This window comes from Streptomyces sp. LX-29, assembly GCF_029541745.1.
Lineage (GTDB): Bacteria > Actinomycetota > Actinomycetes > Streptomycetales > Streptomycetaceae > Streptomyces.
The window spans coordinates 3,500,972-3,521,015 of sequence record NZ_CP089746.1 but is presented as its reverse complement, the minus strand read 5'-3'; the positions used below and the strand labels follow the sequence as shown (position 1 = coordinate 3,521,015).

At 72.7% G+C, this 20,044-nt stretch carries 10 protein-coding genes and 1 tRNA gene; 9 read left to right on the top strand and 2 right to left on the bottom strand.

What is annotated here, in order from left to right:
- Positions 1-46: 46 nt before the first annotated feature.
- The 9 genes from LRS74_RS15020 (at position 47) to LRS74_RS14980 (ending at position 17,561) form a co-directional block, all read left to right on the top strand.
- A complete protein-coding gene (locus tag LRS74_RS15020; protein ID WP_277741476.1) occupies positions 47-2,443 on the top strand; it encodes a sodium-translocating pyrophosphatase in 2,397 nt (798 codons plus the stop codon).
- A 199-nt stretch (positions 2,444-2,642) separates the two neighbouring features.
- The gene (locus tag LRS74_RS15015) at positions 2,643-3,215 is read left to right on the top strand and encodes a small secreted protein (protein ID WP_277741475.1); all 573 of its coding nucleotides are present in this window, start codon (positions 2,643-2,645) and stop codon (positions 3,213-3,215) included.
- Between the two features lie 674 nt (positions 3,216-3,889).
- Positions 3,890-5,434, top strand: a complete 1,545-nt coding sequence (locus LRS74_RS15010) for a class I SAM-dependent methyltransferase (protein WP_277741474.1) — start codon at positions 3,890-3,892, stop codon at positions 5,432-5,434.
- Positions 5,435-6,149: 715 nt separating this feature from the next.
- Positions 6,150-6,347 carry a hypothetical protein gene (locus LRS74_RS15005; RefSeq protein WP_277741473.1) on the top strand — a complete coding sequence of 66 codons (198 nt, stop codon included), beginning with the start codon at positions 6,150-6,152 and terminating at the stop codon, positions 6,345-6,347.
- A 197-nt stretch (positions 6,348-6,544) separates the two neighbouring features.
- Positions 6,545-9,421: a type I DNA topoisomerase gene (gene topA, locus LRS74_RS15000; RefSeq protein ID WP_277741472.1), complete on the top strand. Its 2,877-nt coding sequence runs from the start codon at positions 6,545-6,547 to the stop codon at positions 9,419-9,421.
- A 706-nt stretch (positions 9,422-10,127) separates the two neighbouring features.
- The gene (tmk, locus tag LRS74_RS14995) at positions 10,128-14,015 is read left to right on the top strand and encodes a dTMP kinase (protein ID WP_277741471.1); all 3,888 of its coding nucleotides are present in this window, start codon (positions 10,128-10,130) and stop codon (positions 14,013-14,015) included.
- Between the two features lie 104 nt (positions 14,016-14,119).
- A complete protein-coding gene (locus LRS74_RS14990) occupies positions 14,120-15,400 on the top strand; it encodes a DNA polymerase III subunit delta' (protein WP_277744765.1) in 1,281 nt (426 codons plus the stop codon).
- 407 nt (positions 15,401-15,807) lie between these two features.
- Positions 15,808-17,370, top strand: coding sequence for an alpha/beta hydrolase (locus tag LRS74_RS14985; RefSeq protein ID WP_277741470.1), 1,563 nt, complete (start codon positions 15,808-15,810; stop codon positions 17,368-17,370).
- Positions 17,371-17,487: 117 nt separating this feature from the next.
- A tRNA-Thr gene (locus tag LRS74_RS14980) sits at positions 17,488-17,561 on the top strand.
- A 128-nt stretch (positions 17,562-17,689) separates the two neighbouring features.
- On the opposite strand, the gene LRS74_RS14975 is transcribed toward LRS74_RS14980, so the two are convergent.
- Both LRS74_RS14975 and LRS74_RS14970 read right to left on the bottom strand, forming a co-directional pair.
- A complete protein-coding gene (locus tag LRS74_RS14975; RefSeq protein WP_277741469.1) occupies positions 17,690-19,291 on the bottom strand; it encodes a site-specific integrase in 1,602 nt (533 codons plus the stop codon).
- The gene (locus LRS74_RS14970) at positions 19,288-19,977 is read right to left on the bottom strand and encodes a helix-turn-helix transcriptional regulator (RefSeq protein WP_277741468.1); all 690 of its coding nucleotides are present in this window, start codon (positions 19,975-19,977) and stop codon (positions 19,288-19,290) included. The genes LRS74_RS14975 and LRS74_RS14970 overlap by 4 nt, the downstream gene beginning before the upstream one ends.
- Positions 19,978-20,044: the final 67 nt, after the last annotated feature.

Here is a 20,044-nt window from a genome sequence, read left to right as displayed (position 1 = left end):
TCGCGGAACTGCTGCGCGCCCATGTGCCAAACGTCAAGGAGGACGAATGGCGGGGCCTCTCACCCCTCATCAGCTGGACCTTCCCCCAACCCTGGCCGCCGCGGAGCTGACCGACGGCAATCGTGTGATCGTGCTGGTGATCGCCGCCGTCGCGGTGGCGGCGCTCGCGGTCGCGCTGGTGCTGGTTCGACAAGTGCTCGCGGCCGGCGAGGGCACGGACAACATGAAGAAGATCGCCGCAGCCGTGCAAGAAGGCGCCAATGCCTATCTGGCACGGCAGTTGCGGACCCTCGGCGGTTTCGCCGTCGTCGTGTTCTTCCTGCTCATGCTGCTGCCGGCGGACAACTGGTCGCAGCGCATCGGGCGTTCTGCGTTCTTTCTGATCGGCGCAGGATTCTCGGCGGCCACCGGCTATATCGGGATGTGGCTCGCGGTGCGCAGCAATGTGCGGGTGGCGGCCGCCGCCCGTGAGGCGACACCCGCGAAGGGCGAACCGGCCAAGGATCTGACGGACGTCTCGCACCGGGCTATGAAGATCGCATTCCGTACGGGCGGCGTGGTCGGCATGTTCACCGTGGGCCTCGGCCTGCTGGGCGCCTCGTCCGTGGTGCTGGTGTACGCGGCGGACGCGCCCAAGGTGCTGGAGGGCTTCGGTCTGGGCGCCGCGCTCATCGCGATGTTCATGAGGGTCGGCGGCGGCATCTTCACCAAGGCGGCCGATGTCGGCGCCGACCTGGTGGGCAAGGTGGAGAAGGGCATTCCGGAAGACGATCCGCGCAACGCCGCGACCATCGCGGACAACGTGGGCGACAACGTCGGTGACTGCGCGGGCATGGCGGCCGACCTCTTCGAGTCGTACGCCGTGACCCTGGTCGCCGCGCTGATCCTCGGCAAGGTCGCCTTCGGCGACTCCGGGCTCGCCTTCCCGCTGCTCGTTCCGGCGATCGGCGTGGTCACGGCCATGATCGGCATCTTCGCGGTGGCGCCCCGGCGGTCCGATCGCAGCGGTATGACCGCGATCAACCGTGGCTTCTTCATCTCCGCCGTGATCTCCCTGGTGTTGGTGGCGGGTGCCGTCTTCGCCTATCTGCCCTCCTCCTACGCCGACTTGGACGGGGTCACGGACGACGAGATCCTCACGCACTCCGGGGACCCGCGAGTCCTGGCGCTGGTCTCGGTCGGCATCGGCATCGTGCTGGCCGCGCTCATCCAGCAGCTGACCGGTTACTTCACCGAGACCAACCGGCGGCCGGTGCGCGACATCGGCAAGACCTCGCTGACCGGGCCGGCCACGGTGGTGCTCTCCGGCATCTCCATCGGTCTGGAGTCGGCGGTCTACTCGGCGGCGCTGATCGGACTCGGCGTCTACGGCGCGTTCCTGCTCGGCGGCTCCAGCATCATGCTGGCGCTGTTCGCGGTCGCGCTCGCCGGCACCGGCCTGTTGACCACGGTCGGCGTCATCGTCGCCATGGACACCTTCGGTCCGGTCTCCGACAACGCGCAGGGCATCGCCGAGATGTCCGGTGATGTGACGGGCTCCGGCGCACAGGTGCTCACCGACCTGGACGCCGTCGGCAACACCACCAAGGCCATCACCAAGGGCATCGCCATCGCCACCGCGGTGCTGGCAGCGGCCGCGCTCTTCGGCTCGTACCGCGACGCCATCGCCGAGGCGATCGACGAGGTGGGCGTGCAGGTGGCCGGAGAGATGAACCTGAGCCTGGACATCTCGCAGCCGAACAACCTGGTCGGTCTCGTGCTCGGCGCGGCCGTCGTCTTCCTCTTCTCCGGACTGGCGATCAACGCGGTGTCGCGGTCGGCCGGCGCGGTGGTCTTCGAGGTCCGGCGGCAGTTCCGGGAGAAGCCCGGGATCATGGACTACAGCGAGAAGCCCGAGTACGGGCGGGTGGTGGACATCTGCACCAAGGACGCGCTGCGCGAACTGGCCACCCCGGGCCTGCTGGCGGTCATGGCCCCCATCACCGTCGGCTTCGCGCTCGGCGTCGGCGCGCTCGGCTCGTTCCTGGCCGGCGCGATCGGCACCGGAACGCTGATGGCGGTCTTCCTGGCGAACTCCGGCGGCGCGTGGGACAACGCGAAGAAGCTGGTGGAGGACGGCCATCATGGCGGCAAGGGCAGCGAGGCGCATGCGGCCACGGTGATCGGCGACACCGTCGGCGACCCGTTCAAGGACACCGCGGGCCCCGCGATCAACCCGCTGCTGAAGGTGATGAACCTGGTGGCGCTGCTGATCGCGCCGGCGGTGGTGAAGTTCAGTTACGGCGATGACGCGAATCCGGGGCTGCGGGCGGGGATCGCCGTCCTGGCCATCGTGATCATCATCGGTGCGGTGTACGTCTCCAAGCGGCGTGGCATCGCGGTGGGTGACGAAGGCAACGCCGAGCGGGTGGCCCAGCAGGCCGACCCGGCGGTGGTGTCCTAGGTTCCAACCGGCGGGCGGGCAGTGCGCATTGGCGCGCTGCCCGCCCGTTTGTTTCCGCCCGTCCGTATGACGAGTTCCATCACACACCTGGCTTGGTGCAAATGGCTTCAAAAGTGGTCGTACCAGATGCCCGACTGACGGCCGCCGCGCTTCAGACGTGTATGTTCCGGGGCCGAGAGCCATGGAAGGGACCAATCCGGTGAACAAGAAGCTTGCGGCGGCACTGTCCGGCGGTGCGGCACTCGTACTGGCGCTGACCGGCTGCAACGACGAGAGTGAGAAGAGCGACAAGGTCAACGACTGGGCCAAGACGTTCTGCGACGCGGCGCAGCCGCACCTGAAGAGCATTCAGAGCGCCAACGCCGCCATTCAGGACGCCGAGGACGAGCCGGACGCCAAGAAGCTTCAGCAGACGGACTCGATGGCCTTCCAGAAGATCGCCGACGCCTACACCGCGCTCGGCAAGGCCGTGAACAAGGCCGGCGCCCCGCCGGTCGACGACGGCGAGAAGACCAAGGAGGCGGCCGTCAAGGAGCTCAACGAAACGGCCAAGGCCTACCAGAACCTCAAGACGACCGTCGACAAGCTGGACGCCGCGGACAAGGCGAAGTTCGCCGAGGGGCTCAACGGCATCGCCAAGGAGCTCAAGACGATCAGCCAGTCGGGTGACGAGGCGCTGCAGAAGCTGCAGGAGGGCGAGATCGGCCAGGCGATGACCAAGCAGACCGGCTGCCAGCGCAGCACGCCCACTCCGGCTCCCGCCGGCTCCTGACGCCGGGGTCGCGGCCCCGCGGGTTCCACAGCACCGCGGGCTCCGTGGCGCCACGGAGCCCGCGGCGCCGCGGTACCACGGCCGCGTGCACGCTGCCACGGCATGGCCGCACGCCGTCGCGGCCATGCCCTTGGTCATGCCGGCGGGCGTGGCGACCGGTGTGGCGGCGCCGCACACCGAGGGGTGCGGCGTATCCGCGTGGCGTGGCGCTCCCGCGCGGGCGTGGGCGTGGGGCGTACGTTCTCGCAGTACCGCTGTCGCATACCGCTCTCGTACCGCGCGGTGTCCCGCGTCCGGCATCGCGCCCCGCGCGGTATCGCGGTATGGCCCGGATGGCGCATCTGGACCGACGCCGTTCGGGTCGACGCCGTTCGGGGCGGCGTCTGGGGGTCTGGGGAGGCGCGTCGGGATCGGGGTCTGTGGACGGCGGCCTTGCGCGTCATCGCGTACGGTTCGGTGCTCCGGCCGACGGCCGACGGCCGCCATGGCGGCCACCGAGCGCCGCGCGCCGGTGCTTGCCTCCGCTTCGTCAGAGCGCCCGTGGTCGGCCGCGGTGCGCCTGTGGTCGCCGTTCGAGTTCAAAGGGGCTCGCCGCGTAAGCCCGTGCTCGCCCGTACTCGCCCGTGCCGACCGCGTCGTCGCTGTTTGTCGGCGGTTGCCCTGACAATGGGTCCGTGAGTACGCACCTCTCCAGCCGCCTGCCGACACCTGACCCCGCGCGCACCGCCCGTCTCCGGGACGCGCTGCTGGCGGCCGACTTCACCGCCGACGGCCTGCTCGACCTGTTGGGCGCGCCCGCCTACGCCGCCCTCGCGCGCGCCGAGACCGTTCCGGCCGAGCGCGCCACGCGTGGCGACGGCCCGTTGGAGACGCTGGTGCGGCTCTTCCTGCTCCAGGAGGCGGTTCCGCGGGAGCGCGCGGGCGCCGTGCTGCCCGTCGCGGACTGCCTCGCCGACGGTTGGCTGGCGCCCGCGCCGGTCCCGTCGGGGGAGGGCGTACGGGCGGTCGTCGACGTCCGTCCGTACGGAGGGCCGGAGGGCCAGGACTGGTGGATCGCCTCCGACCTGGGCTGCGCGGTCGGCGGCGCCGGGGGCATCGGCGGGCACCGCGCGGAGGTGGACCGCTCGCAGCTCGTCCTCGGCGTCGGCGGCGCCTCCACCACCCTCGCCGGCATCACCGTCCGCACCCCTGTGGCGAAGGCGCTCGATCTCGGCACCGGCTCCGGCATCCAGGCGCTGCACGCCGCCCAGCACGCCACGCGGGTCACCGCCACCGACCTCAACCCCCGCGCGCTGCACATCGCGCGGCTGACGCTGGCTCTGTCGGGCGCGCCCGAGGCCGACTTCCGGGAGGGCTCGCTCTTCGAGCCGGTCGGTGAGGAGACGTACGACCTCATCGTGTCCAACCCGCCCTTCGTCATCTCCCCCGGCGCCCGGCTCGTCTACCGGGACGGCGGGCTGGGTGGGGACGCGCTGTGCGAGTCGCTGGTGCGGCAGTCCGCCGCCCACCTCAACGACGGCGGCTGGTGCCAGTTGCTGGCCAACTGGCAGCACGTCGAAGGCGAGGACTGGCACGATCGACTGCGGTCCTGGGTGCCCAGCGGCTGCGACGCCTGGATCGTGCAGCGCGAGGTGCAGGACGTCACGCAGTACGCCGAGCTGTGGCTGCGCGACGCCGGCGACCACCTCGGCGACCCCGCGCGGTACGCGGCCCGCTACGACGCCTGGCTGGAGGAGTTCGAGGCCCGCAAGACCAAGGCGGTCGGATTTGGCTGGATCACGCTGCGCAAGTCGGGCGCGGAGCACCCCTCGGTGACGGTGGAGGAGTGGCCGCACCCCGTCGAGCAGCCGCTCGGCGGAGTTGTCGCCGCCCACTTCGACCGGCAGGACTTCCTGCGGACGCACGACGACGCGGCGCTGCTCGCCGCGCGCTTCCGGCTGGCCGACGAGGTCGTGCAGGAGCAGGTCGGGCTGCCCGGCGCGGAGGACCCGGAGCACGTGGTGCTGCGGCAGAACCGCGGCATGCGGCGGGCGACGAAGGTCGACACGGTGGGCGCGGGCTTCGCCGGGGTGTGCGACGGGACGCTGAGCGCGGGTCGCATTCTGGACGCCATCTCCCAGCTCATCGGCGAGGACGCGGTGATGCTGCGGGATCGCACGCCGGCGTCGATACGGCTCCTGGTCGAGCAGGGCTTCCTGGTCCCGGTGGACGCCGCCTAAGCCGCGCCCTTCACCGCCCTTCACCGCCCTTCGCCACCCTTCACCGCCCTTCGCCACCCTTCACCGCCCTTCACCGCCCGTCGTCATTCGGCGACACCGGGCCGGGCAGCGGCTGGCGCTCGAAGCGCGGACCCGGCACGCGACGGTGCGGAGCGCGGGGCGGCGCACAGGGCGCGCTCGGGCAGTCGTCGCCCGGCCTGCGGCCACGGGAGGCGCGGCCCCGGCGCCCGGCGCCCCGTGAGCCCGGCGCCCCGTGCGCCCCACGCCCGCAGGCCCCGGGAGCTCCACGCCCCCGGGGCCCGTGCGCCCGATGCCCCCGCCGGTGCGCCGTCCCCTGCCCGTGGCGTTCCGCCGCCTCCCCGGGGCGCGACGACGATCGGCACGTCGACGGCTCCTCAGACCGCTGCTTCTACGGCGTACGCGGTGCTCCCCCGTGTGCAGCCCAGCGCACACCGCGTACCGCCGGGTGCCCCCGTGCGCCCTCGCTGCCCGACCGAATCGGCCACGGAGGGTCACGCACAGGTGACCGAAATCGATTCGAGGCTTACGTCACCAGATAAAAATCCGAAGAAATCCTCATTGGTCACCAATGGCGCAGTCGCCGGGACGGGGCGGCCGAGGGAGGGCTCAGGCTTGGCCAAGATGTGACATGAGGTGACGCGCCGTTCACCCGCGGTTCGTGTCGCGGCCTTCTGTGAGTGGAACGCTTTCGGCCATGGAGAGTGGACCCGCGGTCTTCGCCGGGACGGCGTTCGTGCTGTTCGGCGCCGCGTTGCTGCTGTGGACGGGGGTGCGCGTGCACGGCCGGGTACCGGTCGCGGAGGGCGTGCGTCCCGTCACCGGAGCCATCGTCTCCCTTCTCGCCGGGGTCGCCGCGCTGGGCGGCGGAATCTGGTATCTCGGTTGCGCCTGACACCGGGCACCGCGGGGGCGGTGTGTCGGTCCGGGCGGCAGACAGGACGCTTGTCGGGTTACCGTTCGAGTGGCGTTGTGGGCTTTTTCCGTTTGACACGGGGGCGGGATGTACCGTCACACTCCGCAGCGTCACCGCAATGACACGGTGCCGTACTGGGCCCGTTCACCGAGCGTCGACCGGAGAGAAGAGCGAAGTTGTCCCCGACCAGCGAGACCGCACAGGGCGGCCGCCGACTCGTCATCGTCGAGTCGCCTGCCAAGGCGAAGACGATCAAGGGCTACCTCGGCCCTGGCTATGTCGTCGAGGCCAGCGTCGGGCACATCCGCGACCTGCCGAACGGTGCCGCCGAGGTGCCGGAGAAGTACACCGGTGAGGTGCGTCGGCTCGGCGTGGACGTCGAGCACGACTTCCAGCCGATCTACGTCGTCAACGCCGACAAGCGCAGCCAGGTCAAGAAGCTCAAGGAGCTGCTGGCCGACTCCGACGAGCTCTTCCTCGCCACCGATGAGGACCGCGAGGGCGAGGCCATCGCCTGGCACCTCCAGGAGGTGCTCAAGCCCAAGGTCCCGGTCCGCCGGATGGTCTTCCACGAGATCACCAAGGACGCGATCCGCGAGGCCGTCGCCAACCCGCGCGAGCTGAACCAGCGCCTGGTCGACGCCCAGGAGACCCGCCGGATCCTCGACCGCCTCTACGGCTACGAGGTCTCTCCGGTGCTGTGGAAGAAGGTCATGCCGCGGCTGTCGGCGGGCCGCGTCCAGTCGGTGGCGACCCGGCTCGTCGTCGAGCGGGAGCGCGAGCGCATCGCCTTCAGCTCCGCCGAGTACTGGGACCTGACCGGCACCTTCGCCACCGGCCGGGGCGGCGACCCCAGCGACCCGGGCACCCTCACCGCCCGCCTCGCGGCCGTCGACGGCCGCCGTGTCGCCCAGGGCCGCGACTTCGGTCCGAACGGCAAGCTCAAGACCGATGTCCTGCACCTGGACGAGGCCGGTGCCCGCGCGCTGGCCGCGGCGCTCGCCGAGAGCCCGTTCGCGGTGCGGTCGGTCGAGTCCAAGCCGTACCGCCGGTCGCCCTACGCCCCGTTCCGTACGACCACCCTCCAGCAGGAGGCGAGCCGCAAGCTCGGCTTCGGTGCGAAGGCCACCATGCAGGTGGCGCAGAAGCTGTACGAGAACGGCTTCATCACCTATATGCGTACCGACTCCACCACGCTCTCCGACACCGCGGTGGCGGCGGCGCGGGCGCAGGTCACGCAGCTCTACGGGGCGGACTACCTGCCGGAGAAGCCCCGCTCCTACGCGGGCAAGGTCAAGAACGCGCAGGAGGCGCACGAGGCGATCCGTCCCTCGGGCGACCGCTTCCGCACCCCGGCGGAGACCGGGCTCACCGGCGACCAGTTCCGCCTCTACGAGCTGATCTGGAAGCGGACCGTCGCCTCTCAGATGAAGGACGCGGTCGGCAACTCGGTCACCGTCAAGATCGCCGGCACGGCGTCCGACGGGCGGGACGCGGAGTTCTCCGCCTCCGGCAAGACGATCACCTTCCACGGGTTCATGAAGGCGTACGTCGAGGGCGCCGACGACCCGAACGCCGAGCTCGACGACCGCGAGCGGCGGCTGCCGCAGGTCGCCGAGGGCGCCGCGCTGTCCGCCGAGCGGATCACCGCCGACGGTCACGCCACCAAGCCGCCGGCCCGCTACACCGAGGCGTCGCTGGTCAAGGAGCTCGAAGAGCGCGAGATCGGCCGCCCGTCGACGTACGCGTCGATCATCGGCACCATCCTCGACCGCGGCTACGTCTTCAAGAAGGGCACCGCGCTCGTCCCGTCCTTCCTGAGCTTCGCCGTGGTCAACCTCCTGGAGAAGCACTTCGGGCGGCTCGTGGACTACGACTTCACCGCCAAGATGGAGGACGACCTCGACCGCATCGCGCGGGGCGAGGCCGAGGCCGTGCCGTGGCTGAAGCGTTTCTACTTCGGTGACAGCGCGCAGGGCGCCCAGGCCGCCGGCGGCGCCGCCGAGGCCGGGAACGGCGACGGCGACCACCTGGGCGGCCTCAAGGAGCTCGTCACCGACCTGGGCGCGATCGACGCCCGCGAGGTGTCCTCCTTCCCGGTCGGCGACGGCATCGTGCTGCGGGTCGGCCGCTACGGCCCGTACGTGGAGAAGCCGTCCGAGGTCGAGGGCGAGGCGGGCCAGCGCGCCGACGTGCCAGACGACCTGCCGCCGGACGAGCTGACCGTGGAGCTGGCCCACGAGCTGCTGGCCAAGCCCAGCGGCGAGCGGGTGCTGGGCACCGACCCCGAGGCGCCGCACCACCCGATCGTGGCGAAGGACGGCCGTTACGGGCCGTACGTCACCGAGGTGCTGCCCGAGGGCACGCCGAAGACGGGCAAGAACGCGGTCAAGCCGCGCACCGCCTCGCTCTTCAAGTCGATGTCCCTGGACACCGTCACCCTTGAGGACGCCCTGCGTCTGATGTCGCTTCCGCGCGTCGTCGGCCAGGACGCCGAGGGCGTCGAGATCACCGCGCAGAACGGCCGCTACGGCCCGTACCTGAAGAAGGGCACCGACTCGCGCTCCCTGGAGCGCGAGGAGCAGCTCTTCACGATCACGCTCGACGAGGCGCTGGCCATCTACGCCCAGCCCAAGCAGCGTGGGCGTGCCGCCGCCAAGCCGCCGCTGAAGGAGCTGGGCACCGACCCGGTCAGCGAGCGCCCGGTGGTGGTCAAGGACGGCCGCTTCGGCCCGTACGTCACGGACGGCGAGACCAACGCGACGCTGCGCCGCGACGACGACGTCGAGACGATCACGCCCGAGCGCGGTTATGAGCTCCTGGCGGAGAAGCGCGCCAAGGGCCCGGCCAAGAAGACGGCGAAGAAGGCGACCACCAAGAAGGCGGTCGCGAAGAAGGCCCCGGCGAAGAAGACGGCGGCCAAGAAGACCGCCGCGAAGAAGACCACCACGGCCAAGAAGACGGCGGCGAAGAAGACCACGACGGCGAAGAAGACCACGACGGCGAAGAAGGCCGCCGCGGCGAAGGCGTCCACCGCGAGCGACGCGGAGTAGGCGGTCAGCAGCTCAGGCGCTCACGTACTGAGGTAACCGAGGTACGCAGGAGCGCGGAGCAGGAGCAAGCACGGCAGGCGGGCCCGCGCGGTCGGCCGCCCGGGCCCGGTGGGGTTCGCGGCGGTCCCGCGCGGCCCGCCTGTCGCGTCCCCCGCGTCTCCCGCGTCTCCCGCGTCCCCGCGTCTTCCGCGTCCCCGCGTCTTCCGCGTCCCCGCGTCTTCCGCGTCCCCGCGCGTCTCCCGCTACGTCTTCCGTCACGCTCACGGAGGGATGGCGTGGCCGCGGGGGAGGCGGAGTGGGTCGGCGTGGGCACCTCCGTCGTGGTGTGCCACGCATCGGCTCGGGGGCGGCCGTCGGCATGGGGGCGCTCGTCCGGTCATCGCGTTCGCCGCTCGCGCGGCGAGTGTGGCGGAGATCGCGTCCGCGCGGAGCGCGGTTTCCCCCGTGCGCGCGGTCCGGTACCCGGCTCGGCGCGCTGCGGCTTCGGACCGCCGGCTCGGCGCGCTGCGGCTCCGATGGCCGGCCGTGCGGGCTCTCCAGGAGCCGGTGGCGGGCGCTCGCAAGGGGGTGCCCGGCCCTGTCGCGGCACCGCCGGGACGGGGGCTGAGCAGGGGCGAAGCAGCGGTGCCCGGAGGGCGGATGCCGGATCGGGCGTCTGTTCGGGTGGGCGGCGCGTGCGTTCACGCGATCCGGATAGGCTGGCGAGATGACACGAGCCGAGCAGCCAACGGACGTGACTCCCACCTCCGGCGCCCTAGCCGCGGACTCGCGCGAACGCGCGGTGCGTGCCCTGTTGCGCTACCCCCCGCTGCGGCGGTTGTGGAGCGCGCAGCTCGTCAGCGGTACCGCGGACGCGCTCGCGGTGCTCGTGCTCCTGTTGCTCTCGCTCCAGGCCGCGGTCGCCTCGGGTTCCTTCGGAGGCGGCTACCGGGGCGCGGCCTTCGCCGTCGCCGCGCTGCTGGCCGTACGGCTCTTCTCGACCGTGCTCTTCGGGGCGGTGCTGCTCGGCCCGCTCTCCTCGCTCATCGGTCCGTCCGGTCCGCTCGACCGCCGCTGGACCATGATCGGCGCGGACGGGCTGCGGCTGGTGCTGTTCGTCATCGCACCGCTGTGGATCGACTGGACCCCGGGCAACGCCCTGGTCTGGCTGCTGGTCACCGCGTTCGTCAGCGGAGCCGCCGAGCGCTGCTGGACGGTGGCCAAGGACGGCGCGGCGCCCGGGCTGCTGCCCGCGCCGCCCGCCGAGGGTGCGGCCGTGCGCCCGCTGCCGGACCACCTCGACGCGCTGCGCCGGCTCTGGCTCCGTACGACCTTCGTCTCGCTGCCGTTGGCGGCCATCGGCCTGATGGCCGCCACGCTCTTCGGGAACCTGCTGGGCTCCGGCATCGCGTGGTTCCACATCCACCAGGCGGCCATCGCCTCCTACGGGGCGGCCGGGCTGTTCGCGGCCGCGATCACGGCTGTCTGCTTCCTGGAGCTGCCCAGCGCCCAGACGCCCCGCCCGCGCTCCCCGCTGGAGGGGCTGCGTCGCCCACGGGCCGCCATGCCCGGTCCCGACGGCCGGCTCGGCCCGGAGAAGGGCCGCACGGGAGCCGTGCCGCACCTGGTGCTGGCCTGTGGCGCCATCGCCGGGGCGATCGCGGCGGCCGTGGGCGTCTCCGCGCTCCAGGCCGTCGACATCGGCGGCGGCCCCGTCGCCTTCTCGCTGCTGGTGCTCGCCCTCAGCGGCGGCCCGGTGGTCGGCATCCGCACGGCCCCCAAGGTGCTGCCCGGCCTGTCGCGGCGGCGGCTGCTCTCGCTGTCCCTCGCGCTGACCGGTCTGGCGCTGCTGGCGGCGGGCCTGGTGCACGACGGCGCGACCGTGCTGCTGATCACCGCGCTGGCCGGGCTGTCGGCCGGTGTCGCGGCGCAGATCGGCCACGCGCTGCTGGACCAGGAGGTCGAGGAGCCGCGCAGGGCCCGGATGACCGAGCACCTCCAGGCCGTCGTACGCGTCTTCGTGGGCCTCGGCGCGGTCGCCGCGCCGCTGCTCGCCGCCGCCATCAGCCCGCACCGGCTGGTCAACGGCGACTTCGTCTTCGCCCACGGCGGCGCCGCCTTCACCCTGATGCTGGTCGGCGCGCTGCTGCTGCCGGTCGCGGCCCTCGTGCTCGGCAAGACCGACGACCGGCAGGGCGTGCCGCTGCGGCGCGATCTGCGCGAGGCGCTCTTCGGCGGGGACCCGGCGGAGGGCCCTGCCTCGGGAGGCTTCTTCATCGCCCTGGAGGGCGGCGACGGAGCGGGCAAGTCCACGCAGGTGCGGGCACTGGCCGAGTGGATCAGGGCCAAGGGCCACGAGGTGGTGGTGACCCGCGAGCCGGGCGCCACGGCCATCGGCAAGCGGCTTCGCTCGATCCTGCTGGACGTGTCCAGCGCCGGAATCTCGCACCGCGCGGAGGCGCTGCTGTACGCGGCGGACCGTGCGGAGCACGTCGACAGCGTCATCCGTCCCGCCCTGGCGCGGGGTGCCGTCGTCATCTCCGACCGTTACATCGACTCCTCCGTCGCCTACCAGGGCGCTGGGCGCGACCTCGCCCCGACCGAGATCGCCCGCATCTCACGCTGGGCGACGAACGGCCTGATCCCGCACCTGACCGTGCTGCTGGACGTCTCCCCGGAGACCGCGCGCGAGCGCTTCACCGAGGCACCCGACCGGCTGGAGTCGGAACCGGCCGAGTTCCACCGGCGCGTACGGTCCGGGTTCCTCACCCTGGCCGCCGCCGACCCGGGCCGCTACCTCGTCGTCGACGCCGGTCAGCAGCCGGAAGCCGTCACCGCGGTGGTGCGCCACCGCCTCGACCGGATGCTGCCCCTCTCGGAAGCCGAGCTGAAGGCCCGTGACGAGGCCCGCAAGGCCGCTGAGGCGGAGGCGCGGCGCAAGGCCGAGGAGGAGGCCGCCCGCAGGGCGGAGGAGGAGCGGCTGGAGCGCGAGCGACAGGAGGCCGCCGCCAAGGCGCGCGCCGAGCAGGAGGAGCGCGAGCGCCGCGAGCTGGAGGAGGCACGGCAGCGCGAGGCCGAGCGGCAGGCGGAGGAGGCCCGGCAGCGGGCCGAGGACGCCCGTCAGAGGGCCGAGGCGGAGCGTCGGCGTATCGAGGCCGAGGACCGCGCCCGTGCCGCCGAGGAGGAGCGCCGCCGTCACGAGGCCGAGGAGCAGGCGCGGCTCCGCGCGGAGGCGGAAGCCCGCCGCTTGGAGCGGCAGCGGCAGGCCGAGGAGGCGCTGCTCCGCGCGGAGGACGCGCGCCGGCAGGCGGCTGACGCGGGCCCGGACGCCGGCGGCGCCGCGGCCGCCGGACCGGGCACGGGCACGCCGGGCGCGGGCACCTCGCCCGAGGCCGGCGTCACGCCGCAGGCCGGCTCCGCGCGGCGTGCGGGGGGCGACGCCCCCACGCTCCAGACCCCGCTGGCGGCCGGCTACCAGGACGCGTCGGCAGCTCGGGAGACCGCGCCCGCCGGACGGGACGCGACGCCGGCGGCGCAGGGCACCACGTCCCCCGGACAGGGCACCCAGCCCGCCGCACAGAACGCGACGCCCGCCCCGCAGGACGGGCGTGGCGCTCAGGAGCCGCCGAGGACGGTCGGCGAGGCGTCCACCGTCGAGACCCCGGTGGCCGGGGCCCCGACGGTGACCGACCACGGCGGGACGAGCGCCCCCGAGGCGGTCGCGTCGCGGCCCGCGAAGACCCGGCTCACCAAGAGCCCGTCCGCCGCCGCGCGGCCCGCCCCCGAACGCCGCGATCCGCGCCTCGGCCCCGAGATCACCCCCGCGGTCCAGGAACAGTCCGCGCCGGACGAGACGGCCGTGCTGCCGCCGGTGGAGCCCACGGGCTCCGAGGCGCAGGGGGCGCACGTCGAGGGCGCCCCTTCGGAGGCGGCCGAGACGGTGCGTACGCCGCGGGTGGACGCCCGCGCGGAGGCGGGTGCCGCGGATGAGACGGCCGTGCTGCCGCCCGTGCCCCCCATGCCGCCGATGCCTCCCGCGCGGCCCGAGGTGCCCGCAGACGCCGTCGAGACGCCATGTACGCCTCGGGCGGACGACGGCGGCACGACGGAGCGCGACGCGCGCGACGTGGACGAGACCGCCGTGCTGCCGTCCGTGGGTCCCACGGACGGCCCGGACGCCGAGAAGACGGCCGTGCTGCCGCAGTACCCGGCGCAGCCGGACGCGGGTGACGCGCACCCGGCGGAGCGGCCGGCCTCCGACCCGACCGCGGAGACCGCGGTGCTGCCGTCGGTCCACCCCGAGCGGCCTGAGGACCCCACCGACCGGGTGCCCCCGTGGCTGTTCCGCCCGGAGGAGAACGGGGCGCAGCCGCGGCAGGCGGCGGACGCGGGCCCCGCCGACGACCGCACTCGGGAGCTGCCCCAGGTCGACCCGGCACAGGACGAGGCCCCGGACGCCGGGCAGCGGCGCCGCCCGACCTGGGCGGAGGAGACGCCGCTGGACGACCTCCCGACGCTCGCCGACGAGCTGCTGGGCCCGTACGGGAACGAGGACGGCGCGGGCGAGGACGACGGGGGCGAGGCCGGCGGCGGCCGGAGCCGCGGCCGGAGCTGATCTCGCACGGCGCCCGTTGTCGGTGCCGTGCTCCACAATGGGGAGCCGCGGGACGACCGGAACGGGCCCCGCGGCAGGCGAAGCCGCAGGTGCTGGAGGCGACGATGGCGGTGTGGGACGACGTGGTCGGGCAGGACCGGGTGACGGTCCAGCTCACCGCTGCCGCGCGGGACGCGGACGCGTTGGTGACCGCCGGGGCGGCGGGCGCCGCGGCCGCGCCGAGGGCCGCCGTTCCGCAGTCCGGGACCGGTGGGCCGGACGAGGAGGGGCGCGCGCCGCTCTCGCTCGCCTCGTCCCGGATGACCCACGCCTGGCTGTTCACCGGTCCACCCGGCTCCGGCCGGGCCACCGCGGCCCGCGCGTTCGCCGCCGCGCTCCAGTGCGTCAGTCCGGACCGGGCCCTGGGCGGCGCGCCGGGCTGCGGGTTCTGCGACGGCTGCCACACCACTCTGATCGGCACGCACGCCGATGTGGAGATCGTCCGCACCGATCTGCTCACCATCGGTGTGAAGGAGACCCGCGAGCTGGTGCGCCGCGCCCAGCTTTCCCCTGCGGGCGGCCGCTGGCAGGTGATCGTCCTGGAGGACGCCGACCGGCTGACCGAGGGCGCGGCCAACGTCCTCCTCAAGGCCGTCGAGGAGCCCGCTCCGCGCACGGTGTGGCTGCTGTGCGCGCCCTCGCTGGAGGACGTGCTGCCGACGATCCGCTCCCGCTGCCGTCACCTGGTGCTGCGCACGCCGCCGGTCGACGCGGTGGCGGACGTCCTGGTGCGCCGCGACGGCATCGCCCCCGAGCTGGCCGCCTCCCTCGCCCGCGCCACCCAGGGCCACATCGGCCGGGCCCGGCGGCTGGCCACGGACGAGCGGGCGCGGACCCGCCGCGCGGCCGTCCTCAAGCTGCCGCTGCGCGTCGACGACGTGGGCGGCTGCCTGAAGGCCGCGCAGGAGCTGGTCGACGCGGCGAACGAGGACGCCAAGCAGCTCGCCGAGGAGGTCGACGCGAAGGAGACCGAGGAGCTGCGCGCCGCCCTGGGAGCCGCGTCCGGCACCGGCGGTCGCCTGCCGCGCGGTACGGCGGGCGCCATGAAGGAGCTCCAGGACCGCCAGAAGCGCCGCGCCACCCGGACCCAGCGCGACAGCCTCGACCTGGCCCTCACCGACCTGACCGGCTTCTACCGCGACGTGCTGGCGCTCCAGCTCGGTACGGAGACAGCCCTGGCCAACGTCGACGTACGGGATGCGCTGGAGCGGGTCGCCGCGAGCTCGAAGCCGGAGCGGACCCTGCGCCGGATCGACGCGGTGACGGCGTGCCGCCGGGCCCTGGACAGCAATGTGGCGCCGCTGCTGGCGGTCGAGGCGATGACCATGGCGCTGCGCGCGGGCTGAGCCGGGCAGGGCTCCCGGGCGGGGCAGCTCCCCCTCGGGAAGCTATCCGGTCTGGGGCGCGGGGCACGGGCACACGGGCACGGGCACCGAGCACCGGGGGACTCCGGCATCGGTTCACGCCGCCGGGGCAGCCCCCGCCGGCCGGCGGAGCCGTCATCTCGTGCCAGGTAAGCCGTCGGCATCTCGCCGCCGGCCGCGCCGAACGGGCCGCCAGGCTGCCAGCCTGCCCAGGCCGTCCGGCTCGACGCGCCACCCGCCCCGTCCTTCACCACCCCGGCCTTCCACGCACCCCCCTCACCCTTACGAGTTCGCTTCGCGCGCCTGCGCATGGACCGTAACGGTGTGGATACGCTCCGACAGACACGATGCCGCGAACTGCGCGATCTGAGGACGAAGGGCGCCAATCGATGGAGATCAGTCGCAAGCTCCGCAGTAACGGCACGGTGCTGGCGGCCGTGGCCCTGCTGACCACCGTGGTGGCGTCCGGCCTCACCGGCTGTTCGGGTGACGAGTCCGACTCCCGATCCGGTCGGCCGCCGTCGGCCGACAGCGGCCGACCGGCCGCGCTGAAGCGCTACTACGAGCAGAAGCTGAGCTGGCGCGAGTGCGGCGTGCCGGGCTTTCAGTGCGCCACGCTCCGGGCGCCGCTGGACTACGACCGCCCCGACCTCGCCGAGGACCTGCGGCTCGCGGTGGCCCGCAAGAAGGCCACCGGCCCGGGCGAGCGGATCGGCTCGCTCCTGGTCAACCCGGGCGGTCCGGGCGGCTCGGCCATCGGCTATCTGCAGGGGTACGCGGGCATCGGCTACCCGGCGCCGGTGCGCGCGCGGTACGACATGGTGGCGATGGACCCGCGCGGCGTGGCGCGCAGCGAACCCGTGCGGTGCCTGACCGACAAGGAGATGGACGCCTACACGCAGACCGACCAGACCCCGGACGACGCCTCCGAGGTCGCCGGACTGACGGCCGCGTACAAGAAGTTCGCCGCCGGCTGCGAGAAGCGCTCCGGCGAGGTCCTGGGCCATGTCTCGACGGTCGAGGCGGCGCGCGACATGGACCTGCTGCGCGCGGCGCTGGGCGACAAGCGGCTCACCTACGTGGGCGCCTCGTACGGCACCTTTCTCGGGGCCACCTACGCCGAGCTGTACCCCGACCGCGTCGGCCGGCTCGTCCTCGACGGCGCGATGGACCCGACGCTCTCCGCGGAGCGCACCAACCGCGACCAGACCGGCGGCTTCCAGACCGCCTTCACCGCCTTCGCCGAGGACTGCGTGGACCGCGACGACTGTCCGCTGGGCACCCGCAGCCCGGACGACGCCGGGAAGCGCCTCGGCGCCCTGTTCGCCCGGCTGGACCGTGACCCCGTCCCCACCGACGACGGCCGGCGCGAGCTCGGCGAGGCGCTCGCCACCACCGGGGTGATCGCGGCCATGTACGACGAGGGCTCCTGGCAGCAGCTGCGCGCGGCGCTGCGCTCCGCCACGGCGGGCGACGGTGGCCCACTGCTGCAACTGGCCGACCTCTACTATGAGCGTGAGGACGGAAAGTACGCCAACCTCATGTACGCCAACCCGGCCGTCAACTGCCTCGACCTGCCTCCGGCCTTCCGCACCCCCGAGGACGTCAAGGCGGCCCTGCCCGCCTTCCGGAAGACCTCCCCCGCCTTCGGTGAGGGCCTCGCCTGGGCCTCCCTGAACTGCGCCTACTGGCCGGTCCCCGCCACCGGAAAGCCCCACCGCATCGAGGCCCGCGGCGCCGCACCCATCCTCGTGGTCGGCACCACCCGCGACCCCGCCACGCCATACGTCTGGGCCCAGTCCCTCGCCACCCAGCTCTCCTCGGCGACCCTCCTCACCTACGACGGTGACGGCCACACCGCCTACGGCCGGGGCAGCGACTGCATCGACAACGCCATCAACGCCTACCTCCTCGACGGCACTCCGCCCGCCGACGCCAAACGCTGCACCTGACCAGCCCGAACACCCCCGGCCCGGCCCCGACCCCGACCGCCCGGCCCCCGTGCGGAGCACCCCTGGAAACTGTGTAGACTTAGCGACGCTGCTGATGCCACTCTGGCTCGGCAGCATGCCGCCTTAGCTCAGTCGGCCAGAGCGACGCACTCGTAATGCGTAGGTCAAGGGTTCGATTCCCTTAGGCGGCTCCGAAAAAGGCCAGGTCACATAGCCCGTGACCTGGCCTTTTGCTGTGCTCGGGGCATGGCGCGTCACACGGCCGGGGTGCCGTGGGATGGCTTGCGTGAGCGATGCGTGAGCGGAGCCGCGCAGGGGCCTACTTCTTGGGCTTCTTCTGCTCGTCCTTCTTCTTGCCCTTGGCCTGCGCTTTCGCGGCCTGCTTCGCCTTCTTGGCGGCCTTACGGGCCTTCTCCGCCTCGGCCTTGCGCTGGAGGGGGACCAGTTTGGCGGTGGCCTCGGCGGCGCTCTTCCCGACGTGGGGGAGGACGCTCTGGTAGATGTCCCGCGTGATCCGGGTGTCGCTGTGCCCGAGCGTGTCGGACACGACCTTCACGTCGACCCCCGCGGCGAGCATGAGCGTGGCCGCGCCGTGGCGCAGGTCGTGCAGCCGGATCGGTGGGAGGCCGGAGGTGGCGACGAGCCGTTCGAAGAAGTCGGTCACCTTGCCGGGGTGCAGCCAGGAGCCGTCCTCCTGAGTGAAGACCAAACCGGTCTCCACCCAAGCCGAAGCCCACTCCTCGCGGTCCGCGTCCTGGCGTTCGCGGTGCCGCTTCAACACCTCGACGGTGTAGTCATCGAGGGCGACCACACGGAAGCCGCTGTCCGTCTTCGGCTCGGACGCCTCGACCTCCCAGCCGTCCTGCACGAGTTGGGAGGAGACGGTGAGGGAGTGGGTGTCGAGGTTCGTCTCCGACCACGGCTGCCCGCACGCCTCGCCACGCCGCAGGCCGCGGAAGGCGATCAGGTGCCACATCGCGTACAGCCGGTCCTCGGCGGCGAAGTCGAGGAAGGCGCCGGTCTGCTCGGGCGTCCAGACCATCACGGGCGAAGGCTTCTCGCCGGTCTTCCGCCACTTGGCGACCCGCTCATCCGTCCACACCAGGGCCTTCGGCTTGCGCACCGGGTCGATCTCGACGTGGGCCGCCGGATTGAACGTGATGATCTGCTGCCCGATCGCGTCGTTCAACGCGGCCCGCAGCGTGGCCTTGACGTGCAGCCGGGTAGCCGGACCGGTCACACGCCGAAAGGGCGGCATCGCGTCGATCGCAGCCTTCATCGCCTTGCGGCGGGCGCGGTTCTCGGCCCCCTTCCACGGGACAGTTGCCAGCTCCTCGACTGCGGCCCGCCGCTGGGCGTTCTGCTCCAGGATCTCGGCGTTGGCGTCGGCGATGGCCGTGAACATCTCACTGAGGTGGCTCACGCGCAGCCGGTCGAGCCGCCGGTGCCCGATGCGCGGCTTGAGGTGCACGCGGATATCGGTCTCGTAGCGGTTCAGGCCGGACTTCCGGATCCGCTTGCCCGCCAGCCACCGGTCGAGCCACTCGCTCACGGTCAGGCTGCCGATGAGGTCCTGGCCAGCCTTGAGCCGCCGCCGAGTCTCCTCCACATCAGGCAGAGGCGTCTTCTCGCGGCTGACTTCCGCCAGCATCTCGCCTATCAGCTCTATGCCTTCGGGGTCATCGGCTTCGGCCAGCCCCAAGAGGGCGCGTACGTGGTCGAGGCCGGCCTGAGCCGCCTTGAGGCTGCCGTACCCGCCTCGCGCAAACGACCTTCGGCTGCCGTCCTCACGCGGCGGCAGCTCCTGGCGTATGGAGTAGGTGCAGTGGTTCCTGCTGTTGCGCTTGGGGCAGGACGTGCCGAGCTCCTTGCCGGTCTTGGGGTCGCGGCAGGAACAGCGGCGGTAGGTGGAGCCCTTCAAAGGTCGTTCTCCTCGGTGGGGTTGGTGTCGGTTTCGGACGGCTCGACTTCGGCGGCGACGTTGGGCCACAGGAAGGGAGGCGTGACGCCCCCCTCCCGAATGAAGGCGCGGACCCTGCGCAGACGGACTTTGGCCGCCTCGGCCTCCTGGGCGGCATGGGCCTGGGTGCGGAGGGCCTCGGCCTTCCGGTCGGCGTTCGGGGCGGTCTCGGCGTGGTAGCGCGCGTACTCCTCCTCTTGCCGTGCGGCCTTGAACGTCCTCTCGGCGGCGTGGTGGGCGCGGAAGTAGCGCAGCATGTCGTCCTCGGCGCCGAGCTCGGTCTCCTCGCCGGTGAACCAGTTCAGGGCGTTCAGGGTGGAGGTGGGGTGTTCGAGAGGGAGCTGCTGCACGTCTTCTACGTAGCCGACGGGATAGATGAGGCAGATGGGGGGCGTGTTCAGGGCCTTGGCCAGGACCATGACGTCGACCAGGGGGAGGCCGGCACGGCGGCCGGATTCCATATTGGCGATCACGTTGCGGGGGATCGGATAGCCGGTCTCGTCGCACTTGTCGGCCAAGTCCTGTGCGCTCCAACCCAGCTCCTTCCGCCGTCTGCGGACCTCGGCGGCCACGGTGGCCATGAGCTGGTCCGCCCACTCGGGCACGTTGTCCGGGTCAGTTCCATCATCGAAACGGTGTTGTGTCATGGGGACACAGTAGCTCGGTCATCCTGGATTTAGTGGCCTGGAGACGGGCGCGGTCGTCGCGTTCGCC